The sequence below is a fragment of the Aminobacter sp. BA135 genome, from assembly GCF_050859125.1.
GTDB lineage: Bacteria > Pseudomonadota > Alphaproteobacteria > Rhizobiales > Rhizobiaceae > Aminobacter > Aminobacter ciceronei.
Genome location: NZ_CP139572.1, coordinates 18,553 through 36,378 on the forward strand (window position 1 = coordinate 18,553; position 17,826 = coordinate 36,378).

16 protein-coding genes are annotated in these 17,826 nt (G+C 64.4%); 3 read left to right on the plus strand and 13 right to left on the minus strand.

Annotated elements, in window-relative coordinates; all coding sequences use genetic code 11:
- Positions 1-106: 106 nt before the first annotated feature.
- The 7 genes from corA to rimP form a co-directional block, all read right to left on the minus strand.
- Entirely contained in the window at positions 107-1,201 is a 1,095-nt protein-coding gene (gene corA / locus SLT36_RS00095) for a magnesium/cobalt transporter CorA (RefSeq protein ID WP_432285214.1), read from the minus strand.
- A 61-nt stretch (positions 1,202-1,262) separates the two neighbouring features.
- Positions 1,263-2,210 carry a tRNA pseudouridine(55) synthase TruB gene (gene truB / locus SLT36_RS00100; RefSeq protein ID WP_432285216.1) on the minus strand — a complete coding sequence of 316 codons (948 nt, stop codon included), beginning with the start codon at positions 2,208-2,210 and terminating at the stop codon, positions 1,263-1,265.
- Position 2,211: 1 nt separating this feature from the next.
- Positions 2,212-2,619 carry a 30S ribosome-binding factor RbfA gene (gene rbfA / locus SLT36_RS00105; protein WP_067954438.1) on the minus strand — a complete coding sequence of 136 codons (408 nt, stop codon included), beginning with the start codon at positions 2,617-2,619 and terminating at the stop codon, positions 2,212-2,214.
- A 114-nt stretch (positions 2,620-2,733) separates the two neighbouring features.
- Positions 2,734-5,424 carry a translation initiation factor IF-2 gene (gene infB / locus SLT36_RS00110; protein ID WP_432285218.1) on the minus strand — a complete coding sequence of 897 codons (2,691 nt, stop codon included), beginning with the start codon at positions 5,422-5,424 and terminating at the stop codon, positions 2,734-2,736.
- A complete protein-coding gene (locus SLT36_RS00115; protein WP_432288525.1) occupies positions 5,421-6,071 on the minus strand; it encodes an RNA-binding protein in 651 nt (216 codons plus the stop codon). Before SLT36_RS00115 ends, infB begins: the two co-directional genes overlap by 4 nt.
- Positions 6,072-6,103: 32 nt before the next feature.
- Entirely contained in the window at positions 6,104-7,696 is a 1,593-nt protein-coding gene (nusA, locus tag SLT36_RS00120; RefSeq protein ID WP_067954442.1) for a transcription termination factor NusA, read from the minus strand.
- Between the two features lie 51 nt (positions 7,697-7,747).
- Positions 7,748-8,380, minus strand: coding sequence for a ribosome maturation factor RimP (gene rimP, locus SLT36_RS00125; protein WP_263005045.1), 633 nt, complete (start codon positions 8,378-8,380; stop codon positions 7,748-7,750).
- A 272-nt stretch (positions 8,381-8,652) separates the two neighbouring features.
- Between rimP and SLT36_RS00130 the strand changes: the two genes are divergently transcribed.
- On the plus strand, positions 8,653-8,817 hold the full coding sequence (locus tag SLT36_RS00130) for a hypothetical protein (RefSeq protein WP_169808283.1): 165 nt from the start codon (positions 8,653-8,655) through the stop codon (positions 8,815-8,817).
- A 202-nt stretch (positions 8,818-9,019) separates the two neighbouring features.
- Here the strand turns inward: SLT36_RS00130 and SLT36_RS00135 are convergent, their stop codons facing one another.
- The 4 genes from SLT36_RS00135 to SLT36_RS00150 all read right to left on the minus strand — a co-directional run bounded on the left by SLT36_RS00135 (position 9,020) and on the right by SLT36_RS00150 (position 13,368).
- The gene (locus SLT36_RS00135) at positions 9,020-10,534 is read right to left on the minus strand and encodes a tripartite tricarboxylate transporter permease (RefSeq protein WP_067954447.1); all 1,515 of its coding nucleotides are present in this window, start codon (positions 10,532-10,534) and stop codon (positions 9,020-9,022) included.
- A gap of 27 nt (positions 10,535-10,561) precedes the next feature.
- Positions 10,562-11,050: a tripartite tricarboxylate transporter TctB family protein gene (locus SLT36_RS00140; RefSeq protein ID WP_432285220.1), complete on the minus strand. Its 489-nt coding sequence runs from the start codon at positions 11,048-11,050 to the stop codon at positions 10,562-10,564.
- Positions 11,047-11,991 carry a Bug family tripartite tricarboxylate transporter substrate binding protein gene (locus tag SLT36_RS00145; RefSeq protein WP_067954450.1) on the minus strand — a complete coding sequence of 315 codons (945 nt, stop codon included), beginning with the start codon at positions 11,989-11,991 and terminating at the stop codon, positions 11,047-11,049. Before SLT36_RS00145 ends, SLT36_RS00140 begins: the two co-directional genes overlap by 4 nt.
- Positions 11,992-12,303: 312 nt before the next feature.
- Positions 12,304-13,368, minus strand: a complete 1,065-nt coding sequence (locus tag SLT36_RS00150; protein WP_432285222.1) for an ABC transporter substrate-binding protein — start codon at positions 13,366-13,368, stop codon at positions 12,304-12,306.
- A gap of 119 nt (positions 13,369-13,487) precedes the next feature.
- On the opposite strand from SLT36_RS00150, the gene SLT36_RS00155 reads away from it, so the two are divergent.
- Positions 13,488-14,162, plus strand: a complete 675-nt coding sequence (locus tag SLT36_RS00155; RefSeq protein WP_310319613.1) for a response regulator transcription factor — start codon at positions 13,488-13,490, stop codon at positions 14,160-14,162.
- Positions 14,162-15,553 carry a sensor histidine kinase N-terminal domain-containing protein gene (locus SLT36_RS00160; RefSeq protein WP_432285223.1) on the plus strand — a complete coding sequence of 464 codons (1,392 nt, stop codon included), beginning with the start codon at positions 14,162-14,164 and terminating at the stop codon, positions 15,551-15,553. Before SLT36_RS00155 ends, SLT36_RS00160 begins: the two co-directional genes overlap by 1 nt.
- A gap of 268 nt (positions 15,554-15,821) precedes the next feature.
- On the opposite strand, the gene trmB is transcribed toward SLT36_RS00160, so the two are convergent.
- Together trmB and metK are read right to left on the minus strand one after the other, a co-directional pair.
- The gene (gene trmB, locus SLT36_RS00165; protein WP_432285224.1) at positions 15,822-16,523 is read right to left on the minus strand and encodes a tRNA (guanine(46)-N(7))-methyltransferase TrmB; all 702 of its coding nucleotides are present in this window, start codon (positions 16,521-16,523) and stop codon (positions 15,822-15,824) included.
- 19 nt (positions 16,524-16,542) lie between these two features.
- Positions 16,543-17,826, minus strand: coding sequence for a methionine adenosyltransferase (gene metK, locus SLT36_RS00170; protein ID WP_067954457.1), 1,284 nt, complete (start codon positions 17,824-17,826; stop codon positions 16,543-16,545).

Below are 17,826 nucleotides of genomic sequence, written 5' to 3' on the forward strand. Positions count from 1 at the left end.
CTGGGGCCAATGGAACAAGGCGCTTAAAAGCGCGATGTTGCGGCGCATATAGTGGAATTTGGCAACAAAAGCCAGTCCCATTCGCAAGCCGGCTCCGAGCCGGCCTTCAGAGCCATTTGCGCCAGCGGAAAAACAGCACCAGCGAGATCGCGACAAAGGCCATGAAGCCAAGGGCCGCCGGATAGCCATAGGGCCACAGCAGCTCGGGCATGTTCCAGGGCGAACTGGCGGGATCGAAATTCATGCCCCAGATGCCGGCGAGAAAGGTTAGCGGGATGAAGATCGCCGAGACGATCGTCAAAACGCCGATGATCTCGTTGGTCCGCGATTGCGACAGCGACAGCTGCATCTCGATCAGGCCGATCATCGTTTCCCGCTGGGACTCGACCGTTTCGGCGAGACGAATGGCATGGTCGAGCGTGTCGTTGAAATAGACCTTCGTCTCGGTCGTGATGAAGGGGGCATCGGAGCGGATGAGTGTCGTCAGGGCGTCGCGCAATGGCATGATCGTGCGCTTGAGCTGGCTGGTTGCCCGGCGCAAGCCGTGCAGCTGGCTGATGTGCTGCTTCCTGGGCGCGGCCAGCAGCTCGTCCTCGATGGCGTCGACCTTGTCGCCGGTGGCATCGACAATCGGGAAGTAGCTGTCCACCACCGCATCGATCAACGCATAGGCAAGATAATCGGCCTTGCGATGGCGCAGGCGGCTCGGATTGGAGGTGCGGATGCGCTGGCGCACCGGCTCGAACGGGTCGCCCTCGCGCTCCTGGAAGGTGACGACGAAGGTGTCGCCGAAGAAGAACGAAATCTGCTCGTAGCGGCTGGTCCTGGCGTCGTCGATCATCGACAGTACGAAGAAGGCATGCTCGTCGAAGAAGTCGGCCTTGGAGCGCTGGCCTGTGTTGACCACATCCTCGAGTGCCAGCGTGTGCAGGTGGAAGATCCTGCCGATCTCCTCGATCAGGCCGATATTGGCGAGCCCGACGCAGTCGAGCCAGATCAACGGCCAGTTGTTGCAAGCCGCCTCGACGTCATCGAGGCTGGCGTCGTTGACGAACTCGCAGGTATCAGGCGAGATCAGCGTCAGGTTCAGCGCCGACTGGCGCGCCGACGGATCGGCGATCAGCGTGCCGGGTGACGCGCCGACCGGCGGCCGCGCGTGCTGGCGATGGCGACGATTGCCGTTGGGTTCAGCCAGTGCCATTTCGCCTCGCTCGCGGAATCATGTCAGCGATCCAAGCGGAAACGGCACCGGCAGACAAGTGTCAGGCAGTGAACACCCGCTTGGGCTTGAACATGCCCTGCTCGATGGCGCCGATGGCGACGAGCTTGCCGCGCGCGGTGGCGCAGGCTTCCTCGGCCTCGACAGGGGCATCGCGGCCGCGAACGATGACCGGGTTGCCGAGCCTGATCTTGGAGGCGGCTTCGTCGGTAACGGCGACCTGCGGCAGGCAGTCGAGTGCCGCCGAGGTGTCGACGACGAATTCATCGATCGCTGTGAAGTCCCATTTGCCCTCTTCGCCTTCCGGCTGGCCGGCGGTGCGAGCCGCTTCGAGCTCGGCGATGGTGACGAAGTCCTCTGCCGTGAAGGGGTCGACCTCGGTGCGGCGAAGCTCGGAGATGTGGCCGAAGCAGCCGAGATCCCGTCCCATGTCGCGGGCAAGCGAGCGGACATAGGTGCCCTTGCCGCAATCGATCTCGAATACGGTGCGCTCAGCACTGTTTTCGATGATCTCGAGACGGCCGATCTCGACCTCGCGGGCCGGAATGTCGACGGTCTCGCCCTCACGGGCGAGGTCATAGGCGCGTTCGCCTGCGATCTTGATCGCCGAGAACTGCGGCGGCGTCTGCATGATGACGCCGGTATATTTTGGCATGACGGCGCGGATCTCTTCCTCGGACGGACGCTTGTCCGAGGTCTTGGTCACCGGTCCTTCCAGGTCATCGGTCGAGCGCTCTTCGCCCCACGAGACGGTGAAGCGGTAAACCTTTGCGCCATCCATGACGTAGGGCACGGTCTTGGTGGCTTCGCCGAGCGCGATCGGCAGCATGCCGGAGGCGAGCGGGTCGAGGGTTCCGGCATGTCCGGCCTTCTCGGCGTTGAACAGCCACTTGATCTTGGAGACGGCCTCGGTCGAGCCCATGCCCACCGGTTTGTCCAGCACCAGCCAGCCGGAGACAGGCCGGCCTTTCTTCTTGCCGCGACGCGACATGTCAGTCTTCCTTGTCTTCTTCGCCGTCGAGGTCGCGCGCCACTTCGGGCGAGCGCAGCAGATCGTTGATCTTGGCGAAATTGTCGTAACTGGTGTCCAGCCGGAAACGGAATTCCGGCATGTATTTCATCTGCTTGAGGGCAAATGAAACGCGGCCACGGATGAATTTGGCGTATTTGTTGAGTGCCGAGATGACCGCGTCCGGGTCCTTGGCGCCGATCGGCGACACGAAGGCTGTGGCGATCTTGAGATCGGGCGACATCCGCACCTCGGTGATCGAGATGACTGTCGTTTCGATCACCGGATCGATGATCTCTCCGCGCGGGAGCATTTCGGACAGCGCATGACGCACCTGCTCGCCGACGCGAAGCTGGCGCTGGGATGGGCCTGAACTCTGAAAACGCGACATGGTCCTGAAAATCCATATGTCGCAGGGAGCGGAATGGGACCGCACATCCTGCTGCACGAAAACGGACGGCGGCCGAACGGCCACCGTCCAAATGACTAGACTAATGCCAGAGGCTTAGAGCCTCCGGGTAATCATCTCGACGCGGAAGCACTCGATGATGTCACCCTGACGCATGTCCTCGTAGTTCTGGAAGGCCATACCACATTCCTGGCCGACCGGCACTTCGGAGACTTCGTCCTTGAAGCGCTTGAGCGTCTTGAGCGTGCCTTCGTGGATGACGACGTTGTCGCGGATGAGGCGAACGCCGGCACCACGTTCGACCTTGCCTTCGGTGACACGGCAGCCCGCAACCTTGCCCGTCTTCGTGATGTTGAAGACTTCGAGGATTTCGGCGTTGCCGATGAAGGTCTCGCGACGCTCCGGCGACAGCAGGCCCGACATCGCATCCTTGATGTCATCCACGAGGCTGTAGATGATGTTGTAGTAGCGGATCTCGATGCCCTGCTGCTCAGCGGCGTGACGTGCCTGCGCATTGGCGCGGACGTTGAAGCCGATGATTGCAGCACCCGACGTTTCGGCGAGCGTGACGTCGCTTTCGGTGATCGCGCCGGCGCCCGAATGGACGATGCGCGCACGCACCTCGTCGGTGCCGAGCTTGTCGAGCGCTGCGATGATCGCTTCGACCGAGCCCTGCACGTCACCCTTGATGATGAGCGGGAACTCCTTGAGGCCGGACGATTGCAGCTGCGACATCATCTGTTCGAGCGAGCCGCGCTGGGTGGCGTGCTTGGCGACAGCCTTGTCGCGCGCCAGACGCTGGCGGTACTCGGTGATCTCGCGGGCGCGGGCCTCGTTGTTGACGACCGCGAAGCGGTCGCCAGCCTGAGGCGTGCCCTGGAGGCCGAGAATTTCGACCGGCATCGACGGCGGAGCTTCTTCGAGGCGGTTGCCACGATCGTCGACCAGGGCACGGACACGGCCCCACTGGTCGCCGGCGACGAGGATGTCGCCCGGCAGCAGCGTACCGGTCTGGACGAGCACGGTCGCAACCGGACCACGGCCCTTGTCGAGCTTGGCTTCGATGACCACGCCCTCGGCCGTACGGTCGGGGTTGGCCTTCAGGTCGAGAACTTCGGCCTGCAGCAGGATCGCTTCGAGCAGCTTGTCGAGATTGGTGCCGTTCTTCGCCGAAACCTCGACGTCGAGAACTTCACCGCCCATAGATTCCACAAAGACTTCGTGGCGCAGCAGCTCGGTACGGACCTTCTGGGCGTTCGCCGACGGCTTGTCGATCTTGTTGATCGCAACGATGATCGGCACGCCGGCAGCCTTGGCATGGCTGATCGACTCGATGGTCTGCGGCATGACGCTGTCGTCGGCCGCAACCACCAGGATCGCAATGTCGGTCGCCTGGGCGCCACGGGCACGCATCGCCGTGAAGGCGGCGTGGCCAGGGGTGTCGATGAAGGTGATCTTCTGACCGTTCTTTTCGACCTGGTAGGCGCCGATGTGCTGGGTGATGCCACCGGCTTCGCCCGACACGACATTGGCATTGCGGATGGCATCGAGCAGCGACGTCTTGCCGTGATCAACGTGGCCCATGATGGTGACCACAGGCGGACGCGACACCAGTGTCGTGCTGTGATCGGCGATGTCGAACAGGCCTTCTTCGATGTCGGACTCAGCAACGCGGCGGACCGTGTGGCCGAACTCGCCAGCCACCAGTTCGGCCGTATCGGCGTCGATGACGTCGCCCGGCTTCAGCATCTGGCCCTGCTTCATGAAGAACTTGACGACCTCGACGGCGCGCTCGGACATGCGCTGGGCCAGTTCCTGGATCGTGATGGTCTCAGGAAGGATGACCTCGCGCACGATCTTTTCGCGCGTCTCCTGGTGCATCGCACGCTTGAACTTCTCCTGGCGGCGACGCATCGCCGACAGCGAACGCGAACGTGCGTCGCCATCCGCGGAAGACAGCGCCGTGTTGAGCGTCAGCTTGCCACGACGACGGTCGTCCTCGGTCTTGGTCTTGGCCGGACGGGCGATCTCCGGGGTCGCAACGCGGCGAATCGGCGATGCGGTTGCAGCACCGGGGCCAACGCGGCCCTTCGGCTTGGCTTCCACTTCGTCAGGCACATTGGCTTCGAGGGCAGCGGCCGGCGCACGGCGGCGGGCTTCGTCCTCGGCGCGGCGGCGCGATTCAGCCTCGGTCTTGAGCCGGGCTTCCTCCTCCGCCTGGCGGCGAGCCGAATCCTCGCGCTCCTTGCGGCGGCGCTCGTCTTCTTCGGCGCGGCGGCGTGCGTCTTCGGCAGCACGGGCGCGATCTTCCTGTTCGCGCGCGACCGAGCCTTCGAGCGCACGACGACGGGCATCCATCTCGCTGCGCGACAATGAGTTCAGCACCATGCCCGAGCGCTCGGGCTGGCGCGGCGCAGGCCGCGGTGCCTCTTTCGCGACGGGCGCCGGCGCGGGGGCGGGCGTCGGGGCAGGCCTGGGCGCAGGAGCTGCCGCGACCGGTGTCGGAGCAACGGGCGCTGCTGCCACGGGCGCAACCGGCGCTGCCGGTGCGGGCGCTGCCGGCTGGGGCTTGGGCGCGAAAACAGTCTGTGCCGTCGGCGTCGGCTCGTGCTTGTCGCCGGGCATGGAGAACTTACGCTTCTTCGTCTCCACGACGACCTGCTTGGTGCGGCCGTGCGAGAAGTTCTGGCGTACCGTTCCCTGCTCCGATCCCGGGCGCTTCAGCGTCAAGGTCTTCTTCGGAGTGACGCTCAACGTGTTGTCATCGCCCGATTTGCTATCGCTCATTCCATATCCTCTGCGGCATCATCGTCGTAGGCAATCGCCGCAATCATTGCCAGATCATCCGGGGATCCGCCCCGATATCGGTCAAGCGCAACCATGCGCTTCGCGACCGCCTTGCCCGCTTCTCCCGCGAGGACGGCAGCATGTATCACATTTGTTGCCCCCAATGCCAAACCCAATTCCGCTTCCGAAAAAAGTTTGTAGGCGGGCGTGGCAGGCCCGCCGATATGCACCGTGGCCTTGCGGGCCTGGGTGATCTTGCGGACGCCATCCTCGGCGCCCTCGTAAGCATGGAGTACTAGAAGCGCCTTGCCGGCACGGACCGTGGAGTCGACCTTGGCGGCACCTAGTGCCACCAGACCGGCCTTGCGGGCAAGCCCAAGCGAGCCAAGTGCTGACCGGGCGAGCAGATTATCCACCATTGCGCCCAGATCGGGCGGCACGACGACCTGCGCCTTGAAGGCACGGGCGAACATGCCCTTGGCCGCCGCCTTGTCGATATGTAGGCGGTCGGCCGTCACCCAGCAACCGCGGCCGGGCAGATTTCTTTTGAGATCGGGATAGACGGCCGAATCCGGGCCGACGACGAAACGGATCAGATTATCCGGTTCGGCGCTTTTGCGCGTGACGATGCAGGTGCGATCGTTCATCTCGTCCAACAGATTCTCCGGCCGGCCTCACGTCACTCACCGGCGACGTCGGCAGGCTCTTCCTCGGACGCAATCTCGTCCTCGGCGATCCAGCCGACCATGCGTCGGGCAGCAACAACCATCTGTTCCGCGTCGGTGCGCGAGACGCCGAAGTCGGCGAGCACGCCGGGGAAGAACTTGGTCTCTCCGTCCTTGCGTTCCTTCCAGCCGACGAGATCGTCGGCGGCGTAGCCGGCGAAGTCCTCGACAGTGGTGACACCGTCATTGCCGAGCGCCACCAGCATCGCGGTGGTGATGCCGGGGATCTCGCGCAGCTCGTCTTGCACGCCGAGCGACTTGCGCTTCTCGTCGTGCTCGGCCTCGATCTTGCCGAGATATTCGCGGGCGCGGGTCTGGATCTCGGAAGCGGTGTCCTCGTCGAAGCCGTCGATCGATGCGATTTCGTCGGCATCGACGTAAGCAACTTCCTCAACCGAGGTGAAGCCTTCGGAGGCCAGAACCTGGCCGACCATCTCGTCGACGTCGAGCGATTCCATGAACAGGGTCGAACGCTCGACGAATTCCTTCTGACGGCGCTCCGACTCTTCCTGTTCGGTCAGGATGTCGATGTCCCAGCCGGTCAGCTGCGAAGCCAGGCGCACATTCTGACCGCGGCGGCCGATGGCCAGCGACAGCTGATCATCAGGAACCACGACTTCGATGCGCTCGGCGTCCTCGTCGAGAACGACCTTGGCGACTTCAGCCGGCTGCAGGGCGTTGACGATGAAGGAGGCAGCCGAAGGCGACCACGGAATGATGTCGATCTTTTCGCCCTGGAGCTCACCGACGACGGCCTGAACGCGCGAACCACGCATACCGACGCAGGCGCCGACCGGGTCGATCGAGCTGTCACGCGAGATGACGGCGATCTTGGCGCGCGAACCAGGGTCGCGGGCAACCGACTTGATCTCGATGATGCCGTCGTAGATTTCCGGCACTTCCATGGTGAACAGCTTCGCCATGAACTGCGGATGGGTACGCGACAGGAAGATCTGCGGGCCGCGCTGCTCGCGGCGCACGTCGTAGACGTAAGCACGGACGCGGTCGCCATACTTGTAGTTTTCGCGGGGGATCAGCTCGTCGCGGCGGATGATCGCCTCGCCACGGCCGAGGTCGACGATGACGTTGCCGTATTCGACGCGCTTGACCGTGCCGTTGACGATCTCGCCGATGCGATCCTTGTATTCGTCGTACTGGCGATCGCGCTCGGCTTCACGCACCTTCTGGACGATGACCTGCTTGGCCGACTGGGCGGCAATGCGGCCGAAATCCATCGGCGGCAGCTGTTCGGCGATGAAGTCGCCGAGCTGGGCGTCGGGGTTGCGCTCGCGTGCCGAGGTCAGGGCGATCTGGGTGGCATAGTCCTCGACCTTGTCGACAACTTCCATCAGGCGCTGCAGCTTCATCTCACCCGTGTTGGGGTTGATGTCGGCGCGGATGTTGGTCTCCTGACCATAGCGCGAGCGCGCTGCCTTCTGGATCGCGTCGGCCATGGCGGCGATGACGATCGACTTGTCGATCGACTTCTCGCGGGCGACCGCATCGGCGATCTGCAGCAGTTCGAGCCTGTTGGCGCTTACAACCATTGTCTTTCTCCCGGAGCGGCCGGCCGGACCTTGCCCAGCCGTTCGGCTCTATCAATCTTCCGTTTCGGTTTCTTCGTCTTCCGGCGCATCCTCGGCTTCGCCGCGACGCTTCCGTGCTTCCTTGCGCGCCTGATTGTCCTTGCTCAGGGCATCGCGAATAAGATCGTCGGTGAGGATCAGCCGGGCATCCGAGATCGCCTCGAAAGGCACGCGCACGGTCGGCTCCTCGCCGTAAGCAGCCTGGTCGCGCTGGATCAGGACGCTCTCTTCGTCGACTTCGGCGATCTTGCCGCGGAAGCGCTTGCGATCGGCAACCATGACCGAGGTCTCCATCTTGACGATGTGACCGATCCAGTTGCCGAAATCCGACTTGCGGACCAGCGGCCGGTCGATGCCCGGCGACGAGACTTCGAGATGATACGCCTTTTCGATCGGATCATCGACATCGAGAGCAGGCGAAACCGCGCGGCTCACCTCTTCGCAATCCTGGACGGTCATGGTGCCGTCTTCGCGCTCGGTCATGATCTGCAGCGTCAGCCCGTTCTGGCCCGAGAGGCGGATGCGAACGAGGCGGAAGCCGATCGCGCGAAGGACGGGCTGAACGATCAGGGCGATGCGGGCGTCGATGCCGGTCTCGCGAATGATGCGGTCGTCGCCTGTCTGTTCGACTGCGTTTTCGGTCATTGGTTCTCCAGACGGTCGGCAGGTAACAAAAAAGAGCGGGACCGGGTGGACCCACTCTTCGTCATACCGACCAAGAATTTGAGGCTGATATAGCCCAAGGCGGCGCGCCTTTCAAGTCCTGTGGCCGGTTGCGTCCACTGGCACTTGTTTAACCGACCATTGCAGCAGATGCATGGCAAACATGCGCGGACACCACTACCGCTTCTCTCTGCGTCACCTATATTTGGTGCGTTGCACAAAAATGTTGATGCAGCGCAAAAGAGGACACCGAGATGAGCACCCGCAAGCAATTTGGCCGCATTGGCGTACTGGTCCGCACCTTTGGTAGCGCCGTCGCTGCAGCAGCAGCCGTCGAGCGCGGTCATCGCCCAACCAACCAGGACCTGGTGATGCTGGGCATCGACCCGATGCACTTCGACCGCATCCGCAAATACTGATCAAGGCATTCAGGGTAGAGAGCGCACCGCTGGCCGGTCATTGGCGATAGCCGAGACGGGCCAGCCGGGCAGTGCTCCGGAGCGGCCGGTTATTCTGACCGTCGCTCTGTCCCTGGGTACTCAGCCTCCCCCATGAGGCAAAGAAAAGCCGAGGCCGGGATTCCGGGCCTCGGCTTTTTTCGTTTCATAGGACGAGACGAACTCAGTCCTCGTTGGCGCCCAGCTGGGCCAGCACCTTGCCCCGGCCACGGGCACGCAGATACAGCGGCAGCAGGACGGCAGTCGCCGCAAGCAGCAGCAACACGATCGCGATCGGCGAATGCACCAGGATCGTCGGGTCGCCCTGGCTGATGGCCAGCGCGCGGCGAAGCTGCTGCTCCGCCATCGGCCCAAGGATCAGACCGACAACGACGGGCGCGATAGGATAGCCGAAGCGGCGCAGACCATAGCCGAGCAGACCGAATGCCAGGAGCATGCCAAGTTCGAAGGTCGAGGGGTTGGCGCCAATGGTGCCGAGCGTCGCAAACAGCAGGATGCCCGAATAAAGCCAGGGCAGTGGGATGGTCAGCAGCCTGACCCAGACGCCGACCAGCGGCAAGTTGAGCACCAGGAGCATCAGGTTGGCGACCAGCAGCGAGGCGATCAGGCCCCAGACGAGCTGCGGGTTGGTCGCAAACAGCAACGGTCCCGGTTGCAGGCCGAATTGCTGGAAACCGGCGAGCATGATGGCAGCGGTCGCCGTCGTCGGCAGGCCGAGCGTCAACAGCGGCACAAGCGTGCCGGCCGCGGAAGCATTGTTGGCCGCCTCGGGGCCTGCGACGCCTTCGATGGCGCCATGGCCGAACTCTTCCGGCTTCTTGGCCAGGTTCTTTTCCACCGAATAGGACAGGAACGTGCCGATTTCGGCGCCGCCGGCCGGCATGGCGCCGATCGGGAAGCCGATTGCGGTGCCGCGCAGCCATGGCTTCCATGACCGGCTCCAGTCCTCGCGCGTCATCCACACCGAACCCTTGATCGCCTGGATGGTCGAATCGCCACCCCTGCTGGCAGCGACGCTGAGCGCTTCACCGACGGCGAACAGCGCGACCGCAAGCGTCGTCACCTCGATGCCGTCGAGCAGGTCGGGAATGCCGAAAGCCAGGCGCGCCTGGCCGGTCTGCAGGTCGATGCCGATGAGACCGAGGCCGAGGCCGATGAACAGCGCCGTCAGTCCGCGCAACGTCGAATCGCCGAAGGCGGCGGAGACGGTCATGAAGGCCAGGATCATCAGCGCAAAATATTCGGCCGGGCCAAAGGACAGCGCCATCTTGACGACCGTCGGCGCGACAAAGGCGAGACCGACCGTGGCGATCAGTCCGGCAACGAACGAGCCGATGGCGGCCGTTGCCAGTGCCGGGCCGCCTCGCCCGGCACGCGCCATCTTGTTGCCTTCGAGCGCAGTCACGATCGAGGCACTTTCGCCAGGCGTGTTGAGCAGGATCGACGTCGTCGAGCCGCCATACATGCCGCCGTAGTAGATGCCGGCGAACATGATCAGCGAGCCCGCGGGATCAAGCTTGTAAGTGACCGGCAAAAGCAGGGCGACGGTCAGTGCCGGGCCGATGCCGGGAAGAACGCCGACAGCCGTGCCGAGCGTCACGCCGATCAGCGCATAAAGCATGTTCATCGGCTCGAGTGCCGTGAGCAGCCCCTGCGCGAGCAGACCGAAGGTATCCATTTAGAGCCGAGCTCCCTTGATAATCGCTCAGAACAACAGATGTTCGAGCGGGCCGGCGGGCAGCGAGAGCTGCAGTCCCTTGGCGAAAATGATCCAGACAACGAATGAAAGCACGAACCCGATCGGGATCGTCTTCCACAGCGGTCCGCGGCCAAAAGCGCGTGCCGTTGCGGCAAAGAGCAATCCGGTGGCGATCGAGAAGCCAGCTGTCTTGAGCAGCAGCATCTGGGCGGCAAGACCGCCGACGATCCAAAGGATCGGGCTGATCTCCTGCTTTTCGCGCTCGGGGAAGTCGCCACGCCAGGCTTCGAAGAACGTCCAGATTGACAGGCCGAAAAAGGCCACAGCAATTACATAGGGAAACGTTGTCGGGCCGACGCGGGCATAGTTGGCGCCGGCGCCATGGCTGGCTGTGCTCCAGGCAATGACCAGAGACACCACCATCAGCAGGGCGGCGATGACAAGCGCCGCCCGGTCGGGGCGGCGCCTTTCTTGTTGCTGGTTGTCCAGGCTCATTTCACCAGGCCGATGTCTTTCAGGATGGCGGACGTCGCCTCGGTGTCCTTCTTCAGCTGGGCTGCGAAGTCGTCGCCGGCGAGATAGGTATTGGCCCAACCCTTGTCGGCGAGGATCTTGGTCCACGAGGCCGAGGTCACCATCTTTTCGACGTCGGCGAGGACGGCCGCCTTCTGCTCGGCCGAGATGCCGGGAGCAGCAGCGACCATGCGCCAATTCTGGATCGAGACGTCAACGCCGCCTTCCTTGAAGGTCGGGGCATCGATGCCTTCGACCTTGGCATCCGACGAGATGCCGATGATGCGCAGCGTGCCGGCCTTGATCTGCTCGGCAAATTCGCCGTAGCCGGAAATGCCGACCGTCACCTGGCCGCCGAGGATGGCAGCTAGAGCCTCGCCACCGCCGGAATAGGCGATATAGTTGACCTTGGTCGGGTCGACGCCGGCAGCCTTGGCGATCAGGCCGGCCGTGATGTGGTCGGTGCCGCCGGCCGAGCCGCCGCCCCAGGAAACCGAACCCGGATCAGCCTTCAGCTTGGCGACGAGGCCGGCCATGTCCTTGATGTCGGAAGCGGCCGGAACCACCAGCGCTTCATATTCACCGGTCAGGCGCGCGATCGGGGTGACCTGGTCGAGCGTGACGGGCGAGGCGTTGGTCAGGATGGCGCCGACCATGACGTAGCCGCCGACGATCAGCTGTGCCGGATCGCCATTGGCCTGGTTGACGAACTGGGCGAGACCGATAGTGCCGCCGGCACCCGGAACGTTGTTGACCTGGACCGAGCCGGAGATCTTCTCGTCCTGGAGTGCGGTCTGCATCGAACGCGCGGTCTGGTCCCAGCCGCCGCCAGGCGCTGCCGGCGCCATGATCTTGTAGTCGGCCGCGGCCGCCGGCAGGGCAAGCGCGCCTGCGATGATGGATGCCAATACGAACTGCTTCATTGCTGTTCCTCCCTTGCCCGCATGCGCGGGACAAAATGCTTTTTCAGTTTCGAAGCCCGCGCCTGAAGCAGCGTCCCGGAACGTATTGGGGAAGGAACGGGCCAGCTGAACGCCGGCCTCTTTATGCAGCGTTTCCTGGCTCCTCTGCGCGACGGTGAGTGCCGCCGTCGGGTAGCCTTAGCGGAAACGTGTTCGAAATCCTCCCGAACTTTCCGAGCCTTCGCCGCCTCCAACGGGTGGGCCAAAACTTCCCTATCGCAGCAACCTGACATCAGACTGACACCGATGCAACAGCTTGGGAACATCCTGACGTCAGGGGCTGCGCAGCGCCTCGTTCCAGCGCCCGATGACGCGCGAGCGCTTGACCTGGTCGAGATAGACCATCAGGCCCGGGCTGACCGGCACCGGGCGCAGTTGCCCGCCCAGCACCTCCTGCATCCGGTTGGCGGTGTTCTCGCCCGAGACGTCAGGATTGACGGCAGCGATATGCAGTTGCCGCGCCATGACAGTCTGGCCCTCGGCCGACATGAAATATTCGAGATAGCGGCGGCCGAGGTCGGGCGACCTGGCCGCCGCCGGCACCAGGCCGATGCGCGACATCACCACCGTATAGTCCTTGGGCAGGACGATGCCGACATCCGGGTTGCGCGCCGCCCAGTCGGCGGCATAGGAGCCCAGAATGTTGTAGCCGAGCACGAAGCGGCCGTCGGCGATGCGCTCGAGGATCGCGCTGCTCGTCGAATAAAGCTTGACGCCCGCCGCCCCCATGGCGCGGATCACTGACCAGATGTCGGGATACTGCTCCTGGTCACGCGCCATGAACATGAAGCCGACACCGGAGCGCTCGATGTCGTAGGTGGCGATGCGGCCATAGACCCTGTCGCCCTGCGACTTGAGATAGTCGACGAACTGGCCGCGCGTCGCCGGCGGCTCGGCATCCTTGAAGCTCGGCTTGTGGTAGACGAACACCGCCGGCTCGTAGGTCAGGGCATAGGCGGTGTCGCGCCAGTTGGCCCAGCGCGGCCAGCGGTCGGACAGAGGCAGCCGGCTTTCCTGGGCGTAACCGTCATTGGCGAGCTTGACCTGCAGGTCCATCGCCGAGGAAAAGGCGATGTCGGCAGTGCCCTTGCCGGCGTCGGTCTCGGCCAGCACGCGGTCATAGATGTCGACGGTCTGCAATTCCTCATAGCGGACGGCAACGCCTGGATTGGCTTTCTGGAAGCCGGCAATCATCGGATTGTTCAGCGGCGCGTCGAGAGAGGAATAGACGACGAGCGTGCGCGCGTCCGAAGCACCGTTGAGCGCGGGAAACACGGTAACCTCTGCCCGCACGGGGGCTGAAAGGCAGGCAAGGGCGGTGAGAATGGCTAGGCGCATGATCGCCGGACCATGCCTCAGCGCGCCGGACGACACAACGGGCGGGTGCGTCGAACGGGCTATGGACCTTTGCCCGGTGAATGGGCATCGTTCGGATCGGGCGGGCAAGGAGAACAGGGTTGCGCATTCTGGTGGTGGAGGACAACGCGACGCTGGCAGGCGGGCTGGCGGCGGTGCTCAAGGGCAGCGGCTATGCCGTCGACGTGGTCGGCGACGGCGCGTCCGCTGTCGCGGTGCTCGCCACCGAACGCTTCGATCTCGTCATCCTCGACCTCAATTTGCCGGAGATGGACGGGCTCGACGTGCTGCGCACCATGCGCGGGCGCCAGCACGACGCCGCCGTGCTGATCCTGTCGGCCAGGCATTCGCTCGACGAGCGGGTCAAGGGCCTCGACCTCGGCGCCGACGATTACATGGTCAAGCCCTTCGACGTCGGCGAACTGGAGGCGCGTGTCCGCACGCTGCTGCGCCGCCGCGCCGGGTTGAAGGCCGCCACAGTCAGCTTCGGCGAGGTCCAGCTCGACCTCAACACACGCAGCTTCTCCTCGCACGGGGCGGCCATCGACATCCCGGCGCGGGAACTGGCACTGCTCGAAACATTGTTCATGCGTGCCGGCAAGGTCGTCGCCAAGCAGGCGATCATCGAATCGCTCGCCGGCTTCGACGAGGATTTGAGCGCCAATGCGATCGAGCAATATGTCAGCCGGCTGCGCAAGCGTCTGGCGCCCTACGGCCTGACGGTCAGGACGGCGCGCGGCATCGGCTATTATCTCGAAAAGATCCAAAGCCCCTGATGGCGCGGACGCGGCCCTATTCGCTCCGCCGACGGCTGTTGCTGTGGCTCCTTGTGCCGCTGGTCACGCTTGGCCTGATTGCGCTCGTCGACACCTATCGCGAGGCGGTCGAGACGGCGAATGCCGTTTCCGACCGCGTGCTCGCCGGCTCGGCACTGGCGATCGCCGAGCGCGTGGTGGTGGCCGAGGACGGGGCGTTGGAGGTCGACATCCCCTATGTCGCGCTGGAAATGCTGACCTCGGCCGCACAGGACCGCGTCTTCTACCGCGTCGACGGCCCCGACGGCTTCATCACCGGCTACCAGACGCTGCCCGTCATCGACGGGCTGGAGCTCGAAGAGAGCGGATATGAAGATGCCAGCTTCCGCGGCGAGCCGATCCGGCTCACTTCACTGTCCCGCGCCGCCTCGACGGGTGCGACCTCGATCCCGTTCGTCGTCACCATTGCCGAAACGACGATCGCCCGCACCCAGCTGGCGCAGACAATCCTGCTGCGCTCGGCGCTGAGACTCGCCATCCTGATCGGCAGTGCGGCGGCGATCGTCTGGTTCGCCGTCACCTTCTCGCTCAGGCCGCTCTACCGGCTCCGCGACGCCATCGCCGAGCGCAATCCCGACGACCTGCACCCGATCGAGCAGTCGGTGCCGAAGGAGGTGCGCGGACTGGTCGACACGGTCAATTCCTTCATGGGCCGGCTCGGCTCGGCGCTCGGCGCGATGCGGCATTTCACCGGCAATGCCAGCCACCAGCTGCGCACGCCGCTGACCATTATCCGGACCCAGCTGGCGCTCGCCTCGCGCGCCCATTCGCTGGAAGAGGCGCGGCAGGCGGCCCGGATGGGCGACGAGGCGGTGGCCCATGCCGAGCGCGTCATCGCCCAGCTGCTGTTGCTCGCCAAGGTCGACGAAGCGGCATCCGACCGGCTGAAGAACCTTGGCGCGGTCAACCTGACCGAGCTTGCCCAGCAGCTCACCGCCGATCGCGTCACCCAGGCGCATGCCGCCGGCATCGACCTTGGCTTCGAGGGCGAAGAGCCGCTGTTCGTGCGCGGCGAGCCGATGCTGCTCGGCGAAATGATCCGCAACCTGATCGAGAACGTGCTTGCCTATGCCGGCAGCGACGCCGAGGCGACGGTCAAGGTGTTCGACGGTGGCACCGAGGTGGTGCTGGAGGTCGAGGACACCGGTCCGGGGATCGCGCCCGCTGATCTTGAAGGCGTGCGCCAGCGCTTCGTCCGCGGGCGAGCAGGCGACAAGCCCGGCGCCGGTCTCGGCCTGCCGATCGTCGAGGAAATCGCCTCGCTGTTCGGCGGCCGGCTGGAGCTGTTGGCCGGGGCCGATGGCCGTGGGCTCAGGGTCAGGGTGGCGTTCGGGAAGGCCGCCGACGCCTAGCAGCCCGAAAAGGAGCGCTCGTCATCCCGGAGAACTTAGCGAAGCGCAGGTTGTCCGGGACCATTGATGAGCACGGCCGGGATCTGGCCTTGCGGTTGCATCCATGAAGGCCAACGAAGCAAGGACCTGGCAGCCCTTCACGATGATCCAGTCACTGGGTCCCGGCTCTCGCTCCGCTCGGCCGGGAGGACGTCGCCGCGCTTCATCCAACACCCGTCATCCGCCCTTTCGGGGCACCTTCTCCCGCAAGGAGAGAAGGGATCGCGCCCTACGTCCTGACGAAGGTCAGATAGGCCGGCGTGCGGTTCTCACGGATGGCCTTGGCTTCGTAGCGGGTGCGGGTCCAGCCTTCGTAGGGGGTGTGCCAGTCCTTGGCATCAGCGGCCGGCCAGTCGAAGGCAGGGTGGGCGCGGCAGTGCTGCAGCGTCCAGTTGACATAGGTGTCGATGTCCGAGGCGAAGCGAAACTTCGCGCCGCTTTTCAGCACGCGGGCGAAGCGGTCGAGATTGACCGGGCTGACGAAACGGCGCTTCCAGTGCTTTTTCTTGCGCCACGGGTCGGGATACAGCAGGTCGATGCCGTCGAGCGAGGCCTCCGGCAGCCAGTCGAGCAGCTGGGTGGCGTCCTCGTCGTAGAGGCGGATGTTGGCGAGTGGCTTTTCATGCAGCGCCGCAGCCATCTTGGCCATGCCGTTGACGAAGGGCTCAATGCCGATGAAGCCGTCATCGGCATTGTTCGCAGCAATATGGCGAAGATGTTCGCCGCCGCCGAAACCGATCTCGAGCCTGACCTTCGAAACCTCGGCTTCGAACATAGTGCGAAGATCAGCGGGAGCAGCCACGCCCAGGTCGATGCCGAGGCGTGCCAATCCCTGCTCAAGCGCCTCCGCCTGATAGGGGCGGATGGGCTTGCCGCGCCGACGCCCGAAGAAGGCTTCCGTCGAGCGGCTGCGGCGCGGTTCCTGTTCCATTGGTGGTCCTACGGTCGCCTCAAGCGGCGACCGCTTCCTTGCCGGCAACGGCGTCCTTGAGTGCCTTCACCAGATCGGTCTTCTCCCAGGAGAAAGAACCGTCGCGACCGGCCTTGCGGCCGAAATGGCCGTAGGACGAAGTCTTGGCATAGATCGGCTTGTTGAGGTCGAGGTGACGGCGGATGCCCGACGGCGACAGGTCCATGACCTGGCGCAGCGCATCTTCCAGCACCGCCTCGTCGACCTTGCCGGTGCCGTGCAGGTCGACATAGACCGACAGCGGCTGGGCGACGCCGATGGCGTAGGACAGCTGGATGGTGCAACGGTCGGCAAGCTTGGCCGCAACGACGTTCTTGGCGAGGTAGCGCGCGGCATAGGCTGCGGAGCGGTCGACCTTGGTGGTGTCCTTGCCGGAGAACGCACCGCCGCCATGCGGGGCAGCGCCGCCGTAAGTGTCGACGATGATCTTGCGGCCGGTCAGGCCGGCGTCGCCGTCAGGACCGCCGATGACGAACTTGCCGGTCGGGTTGATGTACCAGTTACAGTCGTTGGCGATCTCGAGGTCGCCAAGGGCTTCGCGGATGTAGGGCTCGACGACCTTGCGGACCTTGCCCGAATCCCAGCTGCCATCGAGGTGCTGGGTCGAAAGCACGATCTGAGTCACTTCATGGGCCTTGCCGTCCTGGTAGCGCACGGTGACCTGGCTCTTGGCATCCGGACCGAGCTTTCCGACATCGCCCTGGCCCTCGTGGCGGGCCGAAGCCAGCAGTTCGAGAATCTTGTGGCTGTAATAGATCGGCGCCGGCATCAGGTCGGGCGTTTCGCGGCAGGCATAACCGAACATGATGCCCTGGTCGCCAGCACCCTCTTCGCCCTGGCGGTCGGCGGCGCTGTCGACGCCCTGGCCGATGTCGGGCGACTGGCCGTGCAGCAGCACGTCGATGCGGGCGGTCTTCCAGTGGAAGCCGGCCTGCTCGTAGCCGATGGCGCGGATGGCCTTGCGGGCCACCGACTTGAACTTGGACGGATTGACGACCGGATGACCGGCGGCGTCCTTCACGACTTGGCCGTTCTTGTCTTTCTTCAGCAGCGTGTCCGGCACGCGAACTTCGCCGGCGATCACGACGCGGTTGGTGGTTGCCAGGGTTTCACAGGCAACGCGGACCTTCCACGGATCCATGCCGGTCTTTTTGGCTTCACGATAGACGAGATCGACGATCTCATCGGAAATGCGGTCGCACACCTTGTCGGGGTGACCTTCGGATACGGACTCGGAGGTGAAAAGATAATTCTGCCGCTGCAC

Coding starts and splice junctions, on each gene's coding strand:
- corA (WP_432285214.1), bottom strand. CDS start 1,201: ATGGCACTGGCTGAACCCAACGGCAATCGTCGCCATCGCCAGCACGCG.
- truB (WP_432285216.1), bottom strand. CDS start 2,210: ATGTCGCGTCGCGGCAAGAAGAAAGGCCGGCCTGTCTCCGGCTGGCTG.
- rbfA (WP_067954438.1), bottom strand. CDS start 2,619: ATGTCGCGTTTTCAGAGTTCAGGCCCATCCCAGCGCCAGCTTCGCGTC.
- infB (WP_432285218.1), bottom strand. CDS start 5,424: ATGAGCGATAGCAAATCGGGCGATGACAACACGTTGAGCGTCACTCCG.
- SLT36_RS00115 (WP_432288525.1), bottom strand. CDS start 6,071: ATGAACGATCGCACCTGCATCGTCACGCGCAAAAGCGCCGAACCGGAT.
- nusA (WP_067954442.1), bottom strand. CDS start 7,696: ATGGTTGTAAGCGCCAACAGGCTCGAACTGCTGCAGATCGCCGATGCG.
- rimP (WP_263005045.1), bottom strand. CDS start 8,380: ATGACCGAAAACGCAGTCGAACAGACAGGCGACGACCGCATCATTCGC.
- SLT36_RS00130 (WP_169808283.1), top strand. CDS start 8,653: ATGAGCACCCGCAAGCAATTTGGCCGCATTGGCGTACTGGTCCGCACC.
- SLT36_RS00135 (WP_067954447.1), bottom strand. CDS start 10,534: ATGGATACCTTCGGTCTGCTCGCGCAGGGGCTGCTCACGGCACTCGAG.
- SLT36_RS00140 (WP_432285220.1), bottom strand. CDS start 11,050: ATGAGCCTGGACAACCAGCAACAAGAAAGGCGCCGCCCCGACCGGGCG.
- SLT36_RS00145 (WP_067954450.1), bottom strand. CDS start 11,991: ATGAAGCAGTTCGTATTGGCATCCATCATCGCAGGCGCGCTTGCCCTG.
- SLT36_RS00150 (WP_432285222.1), bottom strand. CDS start 13,368: ATGCGCCTAGCCATTCTCACCGCCCTTGCCTGCCTTTCAGCCCCCGTG.
- SLT36_RS00160 (WP_432285223.1), top strand. CDS start 14,162: ATGGCGCGGACGCGGCCCTATTCGCTCCGCCGACGGCTGTTGCTGTGG.
- trmB (WP_432285224.1), bottom strand. CDS start 16,523: ATGGAACAGGAACCGCGCCGCAGCCGCTCGACGGAAGCCTTCTTCGGG.